Below are 14,673 nucleotides of genomic sequence, written 5' to 3'. Positions count from 1 at the left end.
CTCAGGTGGCCGTCAGGCAGCGTCGGCGCTGACGTCGCTGGTATCGTCATGGTCACTGACCTCGTAGCCGGGGTTGTTGGTGGTGGCGGCGGTCGGGGGTGGTGCCCCGACCGGCCGCGTACACATCGGGGCCGTCAGCGGCGCGCCGAACGGCGCTGGAGCCGTGTCGATGCCGAGGATTCGGCGCAGATTCCGGATCTGAGCCGGGGTGAACGGCGGCGCCTGAGCGGCAACCTCCCGGGCGCGGGCCCGAAGCTCTTCACGGCTCCACCTGCGGCTCACGCGGCATCCGTCCCGTCGAGCACCGCATCGATTTCCAAGATCCTGCGGAGCGCCGCGGTTGGTACTCGCCACCGTTTCCCCGCGCGGATCACCGTCACGGGGAATCGGTCCTCCCGCGCCAACCCGAGCGCGGCTGTACGGCCGATCCCTAGAGCCGTCGCAGCCGTCGGCCACAGCGGCACGGTTGTGGGCGCCTTCGCCAAGTCGCCGATCAGCACTTCAGGCACGGTCTCACCTCCACCTGTCCAGGTCGCAAACACCACGCGCCCGGTCGGATATCGATCCGGGCCTGGAACAGGTGTATCACATCGCGATCAGGGTCGTCCGGTCGAGTTTCCGTCCGTTCCGGTACGGTCATCGCGTGCCCGAGGAAGCGTCGTCGTTGCGATCCGTGATTGGTCAGGGTGTCCGCCGTGTCCGCGAGTCCAGCGGTGACATTCGTCAGGAAGACGTCGCCATGGCGGCGAGACGCCACGGCCTCGCCTGGTCGCGCAGCAGGGTCGGGCAGCTCGAACGCGGCCTGAAGGCCCTGCCTGTCGACGAAGTCGCTCTCCTGCCGTCGATCATGACCGAGGCATGCGGACGGCCTGTGAGCCTGCACGATCTGATCGCCGCGGACGCCCGGATCGCTCTATCGCCGCTGATCGAGGTGGAAGGGAAGACGATCACTAGTGCGTTCGGGGGCACCGCGCCTCGATACCCGCTCACGATGCAGACCGCGCCGGCCACCGATCGACAGGTCGGCGAGCGAGACGGGCCCTTCGTCGTCACAGGGGTACCCGACCCCTACGTGAAGATCGGGCCGCATTGGATGACCGGATGGAACGTCGACGTGGCGTTGCAGGATGCCGGCGAAGCCGAGGCGAACATCGCTCGCAAGCTCGGCGTACCGCTGGTTCACGTCGCAGTCGCCGCCCACACCCTGTGGGGACGGAGTCTGTCTCGTGAACGGGATCGGCTGGTATCCACCACGCCCGATGTGAGCCCTTCCCGGCGGGCAGCGGTGCGAGGTCGTGTGACACGACAACTCACCGCGAAGATCACAGAGGAGATCGGAAGCTGGGCAGAAGGCGCCGAAAGGCCAGCGGACGTCGAGCCGGCCCCGGCGTCAACCTCCGCTGATGCCGGGCCAAGTGATCTCGATGGCGTCGGGGTTGAAGCCGGGTCCGCGGCCAGTGGGCAGGATCCGGACGAACATCCCCACGCCGACGAGGAGGGCATGCCGGGATGACACCTCGCCGAGTCCCTGCCAGGTGGCCTCGGGATCGGCGATCATCTGCCGCATCAAGTCTGGTCGGACGCCCGGGATCGCCCGGCGCGACGTTGCCTCGGCCTGTTCGAGCTTGGGTCGGATCTGCCCGGTGATGCGGGTGAGCTGTTCGCGGGTGATCAGCCCGTCGGCGTAGTCGTCGGCGGCGGCCGACAGCCGGGCACGTAGCTCGTCCGCTTCCGCGTGGGCCCGCTTGGCGCTGTCGTCGCTGCGGACGAACAGGGCAGCGGCATCCGGCATAGAAAGGCGCTCGACGAGCACGAGTCCGACGTACTCGTCCACCCGTGTCTGATTCCGGCCGACGCATCCTTTGGCCTCGCACTGGTACAAAACGTGCTTCCCGACTTTCCCGACGCGCAGCTCACCGCCGCAGACCCCGCAGACGGCCAGGTCGGCGCTGTAAGAGAGCAGGTGGCGGCGGGCACCGGAACGGCTCGTCGCCCGCGCCGGATCCGAAAGCATGGCCGTCACCATCGCATGCCTCACCGGATCGACGATCGGACCCGCCGCCGACTTCCCGATGACCTTCCCGTGGTACACCCGGTCGCCGATGTTCATCGGCCTCAACGCGATCTTCCGGACGCTGCTGTCCCCCCACGTGCCACCGGTAGGACCGGGCTCGCCGCGGTCGTTGAGCTGCTTCGTGATCGCGTCCAGAGACACCCCTGCGAGCAGCTGGTCGACAATCCAGCGCACCACGTCGGCCTGGTGCGGGTCCTCAACGTCGTTGAACCCGAGGACCTGACCGCGGTCGTCGCGGATGTACTCGCGGCGCCAACCGAAGGACACGCGGCCGTTGGCGCGCCCCTCGACGGCCCGCTGATAGGCGGCGTCGGCAACCCGCTCGGCCTTCACCTCCGACTCCATCGAGTCGAACTCGCCGAGCATGGCGGCCTGCGCGCGGCCGTACGCGGTGGTGAAGTCGAACGACGGGCCCCGCACGGCAAGGAGCCGACCGCCGGCCTTCTGGAGCAGTTCGATGCCTTCGGCGCGTTCCCGGCGGTTCCGCCACAGGCGCGACAACTGGTAGACGATGATCGTGTTCACCTCCCCCGCGGCGACGGCCTGCATCAGCGCCGTGTACCCCGGCCGGTGCGCACCGGTGAGGGCGCTGATGTCGTTGTCCCGAAAGATCAGGTTGTCCGTGATCGTCCATCCGCTGCGGCTGGCGAGGTCGCGGCCGGTGCTGATCTGCCGCCCCACGCCGCGTTCGAGCCCGAGCGGATCTTCGCTGATGCGGGCGTAGATCGCAGGCAGCACAGGCGATTCGTCACCCCGGGGCACCATCATTCCCCTATTGTCCTCTGCCACCCCCAATGGTTCCCCGGCGGCCCCGGCAACACCTTCGGTGACGCGGACGCCTTCACCACCCTCATGGACGACCTGGAGCGCAAGGTCTTCGGCCCCCTGCCGGATGAGACGTGGATCTACCCCGGCCACGGCGACGACACCACCCTCGGCGCCGAACGCCCCCACCTCGCCGAATGGCGCTCCCGCGGCTGGTGATCAGCCCACCCGCGGGGCTGTCAGCGCAGGCCAGGGTGCCGGACTGATAGGCCCCTCGGTCTCGCCTGCGACCACACGGAGACTGCGACCACACAGAGACAAGGGCCGCTGGCGAGGTGTGGGTCAGCGGCGGGCGGTGATGTGGAACATGGTGACGGTGGCGGTGATCGGGTCCGGGGCGGCGCCGTCCTGGAGGGTGGCCAGCCAGGTGGTGAGTGAGGCGGGCTGAGGTTCGAGGCGGGCGACCGTGCGGCTGACGTCCAGCAGGGCGTCGACGGCGGCGAAGCCCTCGGCCGTGACGAGGTGGCCGGACAGGGCGACGTCCCGAAAGCCCGCCTGACGGGCCATCCGCGGGAGGTCCCGGCCGATCCAGCCGTGGCGGAAACCGTCACACCACGCGTCGGTGAAGCGGCGGGTGGCCGCACGGACGGCGCTGGTGATCGTCACTGTGCCGCAGTCGGGTTCGACGAGCGCCATCCGGCCGCCCGGCCGTAGCACCCGGTACGCCTCGGCGAGCACGCGCGACGGTTCGTCGAGGTGCATGAGCAGCCGGTCGGCCTTCACCGCGTCCAGCGAGGACTCCTCGAGGTCGAGATCGTCCGCCGAGCCGACGGTGAACGAGACGTTCGTCAGGCCGTCCGGGACGCGAGCGCGGGCCAGTTCGACCAGTCTGGCGCTCAGATCGACGCCGACGCAGGAACCCGTCGGGCCGATGGTGGCCCCGATCGCGAGAACGTCGTGCCCGAGACCCGAGCCGAGATCCGCCACCGCGGAATCCGGCCGCAGGTCCAGATCCGCCAGGACGGCCTTCTTGTACGCGCGGAAGGACGGCAGCGTGTACTGCAGTTCGATGGTGTCGACCACGTCGTGGATGTTCCGGCCCTGATCGGCCTGGCGGAACGCGTCTCCGCGGGAGACCGGGACGTCGGTGGATTCCTTCGGGTTCCGCACGGTTGTCCTTTCCCTGTCCGCACAACACCCCCGTACACAGCCCTCACGGTAGCGAGGTACTGCTTTCGGAGCAGCCTGCTGAGAGCCGGGCGTACAACGGACGTCGGGCATCCCCGCAGAAGACGAACAGCAAACGAACTACTGGTGGCTTCGCCGGCGGATCCCGCTATCCGCCGGCCAGCTCCTGCCGGGGCAGGCGGCCGAGGCGGTGGCGGGCCGCGGCGGGGACGGCGTTCCAGCGGGAGCGCACCGCGGGTTCCCAGGACGGGCGGACCAGGCCGCCGAGGAGACCGGCGAGGATGCGGGCGGCGCGCAGCGCGTCGTGCGGATGGCCGGTCACGAGCTTGCGGGCGGTCAGCAGGACGAGCTGACCGGCGTACACCGCGGGCCAGGCCCAGCCGAGCGACGCGCGGTGGCGGCGGGCGTAGAGGGCGCCGGCACGGCCGAGTTCGGCGTGCAGCAGTCCGGAGCGCCCGACGGTCTCGCCGCCGAGGTGGACCACCGGCCACTCGTCGTCGGCCCAGGCGATCCGGCCTGCGGCCGCGTGCAGCCGCGCGAACAGGTCCGTCTCCTCGTAGTACATCCAGAACGACGGGTCGAAGCCGCCCATCCGCAGGAAGGTCGGCACGCGGATGGCGAAGAACGCGCCGACGGGATAGCGCAGGTCAGGCCAGCGGGCGACGGCGGCCGCCTCCCCGCGCACGGCGATGAAGGCGCTGGTCCGCGGGGTGGGCAGGACCGTCCTCGAGCGCGCCGGCGGGCCGCCGGCGGTGGCGAGGAACGGGAAGGCGACCGCGTCGACGGACGGCGGGTACCAGGCGAGCAGCTTGGGCAGCACGTCCGCGGTGTCGGCGGGGATCGTCACGTCGCTGTTGACGACGAGCAGCCACTCCGGCGCCGATCCGTCCTCGAGCTCGGCGCGGACGGCGACGTTCACCGCCGTGCCGTAGCCGACGTTGCCCTGCCCCTCGAGGACGCGCACCCCGTCCGGCACGGGGCAGTCGCCGAGCGTGTCGTTCTCGACCAGCACCACCCGGGAGCCTCTGATCGCCACCAGAGCCGAAAGCAACCGGTGCAGATGGGTCGAGCCACCATAGGAGACGACGACCGCCAACAGAGGGTGCATTATCCGCCTTCAGTAGAAGAGAAATCCGGAAACTTCTTCAATCGGTTAAGGCCGGCAGCGACGCACGTTCGGCGCGATGGGATCACACCGGACAAGGGCGATCAGTCGGAATTCGGCAGTGGCCGCCGCGAAGGCGGCCGGGCCTGCGGTGCGCCGCTAACCGGCCGGAACGGACCCACCCCGGTCCATCGACCCGGACACCGACCGCCACCAGGGTAACGACCTGGCTGTGGCGGTCCAGGTTCTTCCTTCCGGCGAGTCGCACCCGCTCTTCCCGCGCCATAGGCACCACGTCGCACGAGTATCACCGCCGATCCACGTGAAATGCGAACCGAAAACGCACACCGTGACCCCGCCGCGACGACAACGAGAACACAAATAATGGATCTCTCGGGTGGCGCACACCCCGGGGCCGCCGTGCGCGACTGTCGCCGCGGGCCGCGGGCTCCCCCGGGCCGACGGACACCTCGGCGACGACGCACCGGCGCGCCGCGTCCCGGGAAGGGCGCCCCCAACGCCCGCGGAAGGCCGGCGGCGCCGCGCTACCCGCCGGCGGCGTCGGCCTGGCGGCGCAGGCCCGGGTCGGATGGCCGTGAGTTGATGGAAGTCCGCCGTTTCGCCATCAGTCATGACAGCGCCCTGTCAACGTGGAACGCATGCCGCACCCAGATCGACTGACCGCGATCGTCGAGGAGCTGCGCCGGGCCGGACCCGCCGGGCGCACAGCCGCGAGCCTGGCGGCCCGACTGGACGTCAGTGTACGGACGATTCGCCGGGATCTCCTTGTCCTCCAGGGCGCCGGGGTGCCGGTGGGGGGGATCTCGGGGCCGGGCGGCGGCTACGTGCTCGCCCAGCACGCGATGCTGCCGCCGGTCGCCCTCACCCAGGGCCAGGCCACCGCGGCGGCCGTGGCCTTGGCCGCCGCCTCCACCGGCCCGCTGACCCGGGACGGCGCGGCGGCCCTGGAGAAGCTGCTCGACACCATGCCCCCGGCGGAGCAGAAGCAGGTCGCCGAGGTGGCGTCGCGGGGCTGGGCGGCTCCCCCGGCGGTCATCCGCTCGGCGCTGGCCGCCACCGTCGAGGAGGCGCTGCGCGGTGGCCAGATCCTGGTCATCGACTACCAGGACGCGGCCGGCAGCCGCACGGTCGGCCGCCGGGTCGAGCCCCATCTGCTCGCCTTCACCGGCGGCCAGTGGTACCTGCTGGCCTGGTGCCTGGAGCGGCGGGGGCCGCGGTGGTTCCGCTGGGACCGCATCTCCCGCGCGGTGAACACCGGCCAGCAGATGGCCGACAGGGACCCGTTCGCCCTGTTCACGGCGCCGCCGCCCGGTCCGCGGCGGATCCGCCGGGCGCCCGCCCAGGGCGAGCCGGCTCGCCCCACCTGACGGGCGCCCGGGCCCGGTGGCACCGGCCACCAGGCGGCCTAGCCGCGAGGCCCGGAGTCCGACCCGGCGCCACGGGCCGGGACGGCCGTCCGGTCGTCGTCGGCGACGTGCTGACCACCAGCCGTGTGCTGACCACCAGCCGTGTGCTCACCACCGGAGACCGCCGGGCTGGCTGGCGCGGGCTCGTCCGGTGCCTCCTTGTGCGGAGGCTCGGTGCGCAGCGACCAGATGATCGAGGCGGCCAGCGCCACGGCGATCACGCCGAGGGACAGCCCGATCGGCATGTGCCACACGTCCGTGAGCAGCATCTTGACCCCGATGAAGGCCAGGATGAACGCGAGGCCGGTGGCGAGGTGGTGGAAGCGTTCCATCAGCCCGGACAGCAGGAAGAACAACGACCGCAGGCCCAGGATGGCCAGCGCGTTGCTGGTGTAGACGAGGAAGGTCTCGTCGGTCACACCGAGCGCGGCGGGCACCGAGTCGAAGGCGAACAGCACGTCGGCGGTCTCGATCGCGACGAGGACGGCGAGCAGTGGCGTCGCGGTGAGCACGCCGGCACGCCGCAGCCAGAATCGCTGGCCGTGATATTCGTCCGTGACCGGAACGAACCGGCGCAGCAGGCTCACCGCGCGGTTCTTGCCGGGGTCCATCTCGACGCCGTCGTCCCGCACCATCTTCACGGCGGTGTAGATCAGGAAGGCACCGAACAGGTAGATGACAAAGCTGAACCGGTCGAGTAGCGCGATGCCGGCGGCGATGAACAGAAATCGCAGCACCAGGGCGCCGAGCACGCCGTAGAACAACACCCGGTGCTGGTAGGCCCGGGGCACCCGGAAGTACGAGAAGATCAGCGCGAAGACGAACAGGTTGTCGACGGACAGGCTCTTTTCGAGCAGGTACGCCGCGGTGTACTCACCGGCGGCGCCCGGCCCCTGCCAGGCCCAGATCACGCCGGCGAAGCCGAGGCCGAGGGTGACCCACAGCACGCTCCACGCGGCGGCCTCACGGAAGCCGATCACGTGGGCACGCCGGTGGGCGAGCAGGTCGACGGTCAACAGGGCGAGCAGAACGCCGACGAAGGCGGCCCAGGCCCAGAAGGGCACATGCACGGATGTCTCCAGTAACTTCGGGTCGTCTGGCGGTGCGGACGAGCGGTCGGGGCGGCGGATGTCGCCCCGAGCGGCCGGGCTCCGTTGCCTGCGGCCGGTCGGGGCACGGGGGGTCGTCGCGTCGCCGGGAGCCGTGGGTCCGGACGGCGGCGGCGCACAAGTCTCAGTTGTCGATCGGGTAACTGGGTTTTTCGGATGTCACTGGCCTGAGGGGCAGGGGCATGAGGGGCAGAGGGATGAGGGGTTGGCGCGGGCCGCGTGACGGCCGGTCCGCGCCAACCCGTGGATCAGCGCCAGAAGCTGCCGGGGCGCATCGGGCCTGCTCCGCCGCCGCGCAGGGGCGCCGTCTCGATCGCCTGGCTCAGTTCGACCGGGCCGACGGTGCCGACCATCCGCACCCCGCCGTCACCGGTGGGTTCGACCACGACGACGCAGCCGGCGGCCGGCCGCTCGACGAGCCGCCCGGGCAACTCCGCCAGCGGGTCCTGCGGCGCGGCCGTGGCGACCATGGACAGCGGGACGAGCACCCGGTTCACCCGGGCCAGGCCGCGGTCGTCCATCGGCACGGCCGCGAGATCACGCAGCAGCGCCACGCCCGCGAGGGAACCGTCGAAGTCGGCAACACCGAAGACGGCCTGGCGGGACGGCAGCACCACGTCCCGCAGCGCGTCGTCCACCGTCGACCAGGAGGACAACGCGGGCGGCGCGGGCGCCATCACGTCGCGGGCGGCGAGACCGGCGAGCGCGGCCTGCGTGCGCTGCTGGGACTGGGCGAGCCGGGAGGCGCCGAGGGCCAGCCAGCCGAGCAGGGCCGCCCACAGGGCGACGAACCCGACGACGAACACCCCGGCGGCACCGATGAGGATCAGCGCCCAACCACTGGCGACGCCCGCCCGGGCCACCGCCCGTTCGGCGCGCTCCCGGCTGCCGGTGCGGCGCAGCACCCGGTCGGCGATCAGCCGGCCACCGGCGCTGCGCGGGCTCGGCAGCGCGTCGACGGCCGTGACGAGCAGGGCGAACGTGCCGACCCAGAGCGCCACCTGGCCGGCGAGGGCCAGGGTTCCGCCGGGGCTGAGCGCTCCGAGCGTGACCAGCACGGCACCGGCGAGGGCAGTGACGGCGAGGCCCGCGCGGGCCATCCCCGCCTCGGCCCGCACCGCCTCGGCCCCGGCCACGTCGCCGTCGGCGGTGGTGCCGGCGCCGAAACCCGTGGATCGGCCCGCTGGCGGGGGTGGGACCAGGTCGACGCCGGCGGCGAGACCGCGGATCTCCTGGTCGCGGGACGGCGCCGACGAGCCGCCGGCGCGGCGGTCGAGGGTCGCCGAGCCGGCACCGCCCGCCCGCGACCAGCCCGCCATCCGCTCACCCGCGGCGACGGACAGCCGGCTGCCGAAGGCGCCGAGGGTGATGCCGACGACCGTCAGCCCGGCGCGGCGCGCCGCCCGGGCCCGCATCAGATCGGCACCGACCAGGATGAGGGCGAGCAGCCCGGCCCCGATCAGCCCGCCGCTGAGGTAGGCGAAGCCGGGACGGTCCGGGACGGTGGCCGGCAGCGTGAGCGCGCCGAGCAGGACGGTGACGACCGCTACCGAGACGGCGAATCCCGGACGCACCGCGATTGGCGGGATCCCTCCCCGTCTGGTGGCGTCATCGGTGGTCATGTCCGCTCAGACTCCTTTCCGGATGGACCCGGGCGGCGTTCGCGTCCGGGCTCCTGAACATCTCAACGACTAGCCTGCCCGTCGAAGTCCCGGCAGACACCGCATGGAGTGCGCGAGTTCCTCTATGATCCCGTTGCCGAACCTCGGCAAGGACGGGCGGGAGGCGTAGAGGTGGACGAAGCGGACAAAGCGGCTGAACTTCTCCTGGTCGACGACGACATCCCGGCCGGCCTGCCCGGGACGAGCCTCACCCGGCTGCCGCGCGCGGCCGTGCTCGCCGCGGCCGACTCCCGGCTGCACGCCGGCCTGCTCGGCGACTACCTCGACCTGCTGGCCGTCGCGGCGGACACCGGCAGGCGCCTGACCCGGACCGAGCTCGAGGCGTTCCGCGGCCTCGGCCAGGCGGCGGCGGAGTCCGGGGCGTCCCTGCGGGCGCTGGTCGACCTCTACCTGTCGGCGACCTGGCGGATCTGGCCGTCGCTGCCCGCAGTGCGGGCGGCCGACCGGGCGGCCCGCACCGCGCGGGAGGCGAGCCACGCCACCGACGGCCTGGCCGACGAGGAGCTGCTCGCCGACCCGGCGTCGCGGCTCGCGGACGTGATGCGGTCGGCCGGCGAGACCGTCGACGCGGTGTCCCGGACCCGGGCGGCCGCCTCCGCCGTGCTGCGGGCCAGCGACGACGCGGTCGCCGCCGTCTGCGAGGGCTACGAGGCGGCCCGCACCGCGCGGGCCCGTTCCGAGGAGGCCCTGCGCCGCGAGCTCATCGACGACCTGCTCACCGGCACGTCCGCGGTCGGTCAGCTGCTGGAGCGGGCCGGGGCGTTCGGCCTGCGGCTGGAGGCGCCGCACACGGTCCTCGTCGTCGGCGGCAACCGGCGTTTCCTCGACGGCCGGGCGCTGACCCGCGCGGCCGAGACCATCCTGCGTGGCGAGGGCGGCGGCGGCGAGCCGCTCGTGGCGACCCGGGACGGCCTGCTCGTCGCGGTGATCGCCGCGGCGCGGCCGCTCACCGGCACCGCCGACGCTCCCGACGGGGCCGGGCCGTCGGCCGGGACCGTCCCCGGCGCCGCGGCGCCGCCCCCGCCGCAACCGGCGGCCTCGCCGGCCGCGGCGGGCCCGCCAGGGCTGGTGGGCACGTCCGGGCCGGCCGGCCCGGGGGCCGTCGCGGGCAACGTCCGGCGGGGCGGTCGGCCGCCGGGGCGGCGGCGGGCCGACGCCGCGGCCGCCTCCGGGCTGGGCTTCTCGCCGCTGCCCGCCTTCGCGCCGACACCGGAGTCCACACCCGGCGTCGCCGCGCTGGCCCGCCGGCTGCGCGCCGAACCCGGCCTGGTCTGGCGGATGGGGGTGAGCCGGCCCCGCAGCGGCGTCGCCGGGGTGCGGATCGGCTTCGAGGAGGCCCGGTCCGCCACCGAGCTCGCCGGCCGCCTGGGCCTGGCGGGCAGCGTCGTGCACACCGACGACCTGCTCATCTACAAGGTGCTGCTGCGCGACCGGGAGGCGCTCGCGGAGCTGGTGGAGGCGGTGCTCGCCCCGCTGCGCACGGCGCGCGGCGGAGCCGGGCCGCTGCTGGACACCCTCGACGCCTACTTCACCACCGGCGGGGTCGCGTTGGCCGCGGCCCGCCGGCTGCACCTGTCCGTGCGCGCGCTGACCTACCGTCTCGACCGCATCCACGCGCTGACCCGGCACGACCCGACCCTGCCCACCGACCGGTACGTCCTGCAGACGGCGGTGCTCGGCGCCCGCCTGATCGGCTGGGACCCGGCCGTGGACTGACCGTGCCGCCGGGCGGCGCCGCCGGGCCGGACGGAAACTGTCGGAGGGCTGTGGTGTTCTGGAAGACGTGAGCACAACGTTCGAACGGCCCACCACCGACATCGAGCGGACCCGCACCCCGTTCGAGGTCGTGTCCGACTACGCCCCGGCCGGCGACCAGCCGGCCGCCATCGACGAGCTGGCCCGGCGGATCGGGGCCGGCGAGTCCAACGTGGTCCTGCTCGGCGCCACCGGCACCGGCAAGTCCGCGACGACCGCGTGGCTGGTCGAGCGGCTACAGCGCCCCACCCTGGTGATGGCGCCGAACAAGACGCTCGCCGCCCAGCTCGCCAACGAGTTCCGCGAGCTGCTGCCGAACAACGCGGTCGAGTACTTCGTCTCGTACTACGACTACTACCAGCCCGAGGCGTACATCGCGCAGACGGACACCTACATCGAGAAGGACTCCTCCATCAACGAGGAGGTCGAGCGGTTGCGGCACTCCGCGACGATGAGCCTGCTCACCCGCCGTGATGTCGTCGTCGTCGCGAGCGTGAGCTGCATCTACGGCCTGGGCACCCCGCAGGAGTACATCGACCGGATGGTGCGGCTGCGCGTCGGCGACGAGATCGAGCGCGACACCCTGCTGCGCCGCCTCGTCGACGTCCAGTACGCCCGCAACGACCTGGCCTTCACCCGCGGCACCTTCCGGGTCCGCGGCGACACGGTCGAGGTGTTCCCGGTCTACGAGGAGCTCGCCGTGCGGGTCGAGATGTTCGGCGACGAGATCGAGAAGCTGTCCTACCTGCACCCGCTCACCGGGGAGATCGTCCGCGAGGTCCCCGAGATCTTCGTCTTCCCGGCCACCCACTACGTCGCCGGCCCGGAGCGGATGGAGCGGGCGATCGCCGGCATCGAGGCGGAGCTCGAGGAGCGCCTGGCCACCATGGAGGGTCAGGGCAGGCTGCTGGAGGCGCAGCGGCTGCGGATGCGGACCACCTACGACATCGAGATGATGCGCCAGGTCGGCTTCTGCTCCGGCATCGAGAACTACTCCCGGCACATCGACGGCCGCGCCGCCGGCACCGCTCCGCACACCCTGCTCGACTACTTCCCGGACGACTTCCTGCTGGTCATCGACGAGTCGCATGTGACCGTCCCGCAGATCGGCGGGATGTACGAGGGCGACATGTCCCGCAAGCGCAACCTGGTCGAGCACGGTTTCCGGCTGCCGAGCGCGATGGACAACCGGCCGCTGCGCTTCGAGGAGTTCCTTGAGCGGATCGGGCAGACCGTCTACCTGTCGGCGACGCCCGGCCCCTACGAGCTCGACCGGGCCGACGGTATCGTCGAACAGATCATCCGCCCGACCGGCCTGCTCGACCCGGAGGTCGTGCTCAAACCGACGAAGGGCCAGATCGACGACCTCGTCCACGAGATCCGGCTGCGCGCCGAGCGCGACGAGCGGGTCCTGGTCACCACGCTGACCAAGAAGATGTCCGAGGATCTCACCGACTACCTGCTCGAACTCGGCATCCGGGTGCGCTACCTGCACAGCGAGGTCGACACGCTGCGCCGGGTGGAGCTGCTCACCGAGCTGCGCCGCGGCGAGTTCGACGTCCTCGTCGGCATCAACCTGCTGCGCGAGGGCCTCGACCTGCCCGAGGTGTCGCTGGTCAGCATCCTCGACGCGGACAAGGAGGGGTTCCTGCGCTCCGACAAGTCGCTGATCCAGACGATCGGCCGGGCGGCCCGCAACGTGTCCGGCCAGGTGCACATGTACGCGGACTCGATCACCCCGTCGATGCGCCACGCCATCGACGAGACGAACCGCCGTCGCGAGAAGCAGATGGCCTACAACGCCGAGCGCGGCCTGGACCCGCAGCCGCTGCGCAAGAAGGTCGTGGACATCCTCGACGACATGGTCCGCGAGTCCGCCGCGGGCGAGCTGATCGGCGGCGGCGGGCGGGCGCAGTCGCGCGGCAAGGCTCCCGTGCCCGGGATGAAGTCCCGCGGCGGGCGCGACGACGTCGTCGGCCGCTACGCCAGCGAACTCGCCGGCATGCCGTCGCACGAGCTGGCCCAGCTCATCCGCCAGCTCGACGACCAGATGCACGAGGCTGCCCGGGAGCTGCAGTTCGAGCTCGCCGCGCGGCTGCGCGACGAGATCGCCGAGCTGAAGAAGGAACTGCGCGGCATGGGCGCCGCCGGCGTCCAGTAGTGGCGGCGAGCTAGCCGCCCGAGGCGGAGGCGGCCTTGGCGTCGCGGCGGGCGAGCAGGTCGCGCCAGACCTTCTCGACGCGGGCGTCGAGGTCGTCGAGGCTGCCGCCGTTGTCGATGAGGACGTCGGCGACGGCGCGCCGGCGCTCGTCGCTGGCCTGTGACGCCATTCGGGCCAGGGCCTCGTCGCGGGGCAGGCCGCGCCCTTCCAGCCGCGTCAGCCGCAGCTCACGCGGCGCCTCGACGACAAGCACCAGGTCGTAGCCACCCTCGGCGCCCACCTCGACGAGCAGTGGGATGTCGTGCACGGCGATGCCGCCGGCGGGGATGGCGTCGATCCGCCGGGCGGTCTCGGCCCGGACCAGCGGATGCACGATCGCCTCCAGCCGGGCGCGGGCCTGCGGGTCGGCGAACACGATCCGGCCGAGCGCCGGCCGGTCGAGGCTGCCGTCGGGCGCGGCGACCGTGGGGCCGAAGGCGGCCAGCACGTCGGCGAGCCCCGGGGTTCCCGGCGCGACCACCTCCCGGGCGATCCGGTCGGCGTCGATCACCACCGCGCCGCGGGCCGCCAGCCGCGCCGACACCGCGCTCTTCCCCGACCCGATTCCGCCCGTCAGCCCCACTGTGAGCACGACGCCGAGTCTGCCAGCCTCGTCCTCGACGCGCCTCGCCCGCCCTCCCCCGTCCAGCCGGGGCGCGCGTCTCGGCCGACCACCTCGGCCCGACCCAGCGCGAGCTGGTCAGACTAGGGCCTGTGGACGTCGTGGGTGGGGACCGGACACGCGCCGGGCGGGTGGCACGACTCGTCCCCTCGCTGTGGCCCGCGGTGCTCACCGGAACGCTGATCGGCCTCGGCGTGCTCGGGCTGGCGCTCGTCCCGTCGCTGTCCCGCCGGGCGCCGCTGCTGCTCATCGCGCTGCGCCCGACCTGGGGGGTGCTGGTCCTTGTCGGCGGATCGGTGCCGTTCCTGCCGGCGCTGCTGCTCGCCGCGACGATGCGGACCCTGCTCGACGTCGGCTACTTCGGGCTGGCCCGCAACAACGTCCGGTCGGTGCTGCTGCGCTCGGTCGGCGGCAACCGGCTCGTCGCGTCACTGGCGCGGACGAACACCCAGACGCCGCTGCTGTGGTTCTGCCTGCTGAACACCAACGTCGCCGTGGACGCGGCGCTCGGCGCGGGCGGCGTGCCGATGCGCCGGTTCCTGCGCTTCCTGATCCCGGGTTCGGTGCTGTCCAGCGTGCTCTACCTGTGCGCCGCACGGGCGGTCTCCCCCTGGATGCTGGCCGGGGTGGACTGGCTCGACGCGCACATGACCTGGTTCGTCGTCGGCATGTCATGATCGCTGCCGCGTGGGCGTGGGCGTGGGCGTGGGCGTGGGCGTGGGCGTGGGCGTGGGCGTGGGCGTGGG

The 14,673-nt window shown here is 72.5% G+C and carries 12 protein-coding genes and 2 pseudogenes; 6 read left to right on the top strand and 8 right to left on the bottom strand.

Annotated elements, in window-relative coordinates; genetic code table 11:
* Positions 1 to 12 precede the first annotated feature (12 nt).
* A complete protein-coding gene (locus C1A33_RS08490; protein ID WP_101830967.1) occupies positions 13 to 282 on the bottom strand; it encodes a hypothetical protein in 270 nt (89 codons plus the stop codon).
* On the bottom strand, positions 279 to 509 hold the full coding sequence (locus C1A33_RS08485) for a hypothetical protein (protein WP_207770218.1): 231 nt from the start codon (positions 507 to 509) through the stop codon (positions 279 to 281). Before C1A33_RS08485 ends, C1A33_RS08490 begins: the two co-directional genes overlap by 4 nt.
* A 134-nt stretch (positions 510 to 643) precedes the next feature.
* Here C1A33_RS08485 and C1A33_RS36385 point away from each other — a divergent pair, with 134 nt between their 5' ends.
* Entirely contained in the window at positions 644 to 1,513 is an 870-nt protein-coding gene (locus C1A33_RS36385; RefSeq protein WP_243407328.1) for a hypothetical protein, read from the top strand.
* Between the two features lie 573 nt (positions 1,514 to 2,086).
* On the opposite strand, the pseudogene C1A33_RS36380 reads toward C1A33_RS36385, so the two are convergent.
* Positions 2,087 to 2,839 (bottom strand): annotated as a pseudogene (locus C1A33_RS36380) (recombinase family protein); the annotation flags it as partial.
* Positions 2,840 to 2,872: 33 nt separating this feature from the next.
* On the opposite strand from C1A33_RS36380, the pseudogene C1A33_RS36375 reads away from it, so the two are divergent.
* A pseudogene (locus C1A33_RS36375) lies at positions 2,873 to 3,058 on the top strand (MBL fold metallo-hydrolase); the annotation flags it as partial.
* Between the two features lie 123 nt (positions 3,059 to 3,181).
* On the opposite strand, the gene C1A33_RS08470 reads toward C1A33_RS36375, so the two are convergent.
* A complete protein-coding gene (locus C1A33_RS08470) occupies positions 3,182 to 4,009 on the bottom strand; it encodes a methyltransferase domain-containing protein (protein ID WP_165818289.1) in 828 nt (275 codons plus the stop codon).
* 166 nt (positions 4,010 to 4,175) lie between these two features.
* A complete protein-coding gene (locus C1A33_RS08465) occupies positions 4,176 to 5,135 on the bottom strand; it encodes a glycosyltransferase family 2 protein (RefSeq protein ID WP_101830963.1) in 960 nt (319 codons plus the stop codon).
* 656 nt (positions 5,136 to 5,791) lie between these two features.
* On the opposite strand from C1A33_RS08465, the gene C1A33_RS08460 reads away from it, so the two are divergent.
* Positions 5,792 to 6,520, top strand: a complete 729-nt coding sequence (locus C1A33_RS08460) for a helix-turn-helix transcriptional regulator (protein WP_101831008.1) — start codon at positions 5,792 to 5,794, stop codon at positions 6,518 to 6,520.
* A gap of 38 nt (positions 6,521 to 6,558) precedes the next feature.
* Here the strand turns inward: C1A33_RS08460 and C1A33_RS08455 are convergent, their stop codons facing one another.
* Together C1A33_RS08455 and C1A33_RS08450 are read right to left on the bottom strand one after the other, a co-directional pair.
* On the bottom strand, positions 6,559 to 7,629 hold the full coding sequence (locus tag C1A33_RS08455) for a TerC family protein (protein ID WP_101830962.1): 1,071 nt from the start codon (positions 7,627 to 7,629) through the stop codon (positions 6,559 to 6,561).
* Between the two features lie 287 nt (positions 7,630 to 7,916).
* Positions 7,917 to 9,290 (bottom strand): zinc metalloprotease, encoded by a 1,374-nt coding sequence (locus C1A33_RS08450; protein WP_101830961.1) that lies wholly within the window; start codon positions 9,288 to 9,290, stop codon positions 7,917 to 7,919.
* A gap of 171 nt (positions 9,291 to 9,461) precedes the next feature.
* Between C1A33_RS08450 and C1A33_RS08445 the strand changes: the two genes are divergently transcribed.
* Together C1A33_RS08445 and uvrB are read left to right on the top strand one after the other, a co-directional pair.
* Positions 9,462 to 11,066, top strand: coding sequence for a PucR family transcriptional regulator (locus C1A33_RS08445; RefSeq protein WP_101830960.1), 1,605 nt, complete (start codon positions 9,462 to 9,464; stop codon positions 11,064 to 11,066).
* 67 nt (positions 11,067 to 11,133) lie between these two features.
* Positions 11,134 to 13,266, top strand: a complete 2,133-nt coding sequence (gene uvrB / locus C1A33_RS08440; protein ID WP_101830959.1) for an excinuclease ABC subunit UvrB — start codon at positions 11,134 to 11,136, stop codon at positions 13,264 to 13,266.
* Positions 13,267 to 13,276: 10 nt separating this feature from the next.
* Here the strand turns inward: uvrB and coaE are convergent, their stop codons facing one another.
* Positions 13,277 to 13,888, bottom strand: a complete 612-nt coding sequence (gene coaE, locus C1A33_RS08435; protein ID WP_101830958.1) for a dephospho-CoA kinase — start codon at positions 13,886 to 13,888, stop codon at positions 13,277 to 13,279.
* A 170-nt stretch (positions 13,889 to 14,058) separates the two neighbouring features.
* Here coaE and C1A33_RS08430 point away from each other — a divergent pair, with 170 nt between their 5' ends.
* Complete coding sequence (locus C1A33_RS08430; RefSeq protein WP_243407327.1) at positions 14,059 to 14,604, top strand: hypothetical protein; 546 nt, start codon at positions 14,059 to 14,061, stop codon at positions 14,602 to 14,604.
* Positions 14,605 to 14,673: the final 69 nt, after the last annotated feature.

The organism is Frankia canadensis (assembly GCF_900197875.1).
Classification (GTDB): Bacteria; Actinomycetota; Actinomycetes; order Frankiales; family Frankiaceae; genus Frankia; species Frankia canadensis.
This window is presented reverse-complemented; position numbering and strand designations above follow the sequence as displayed.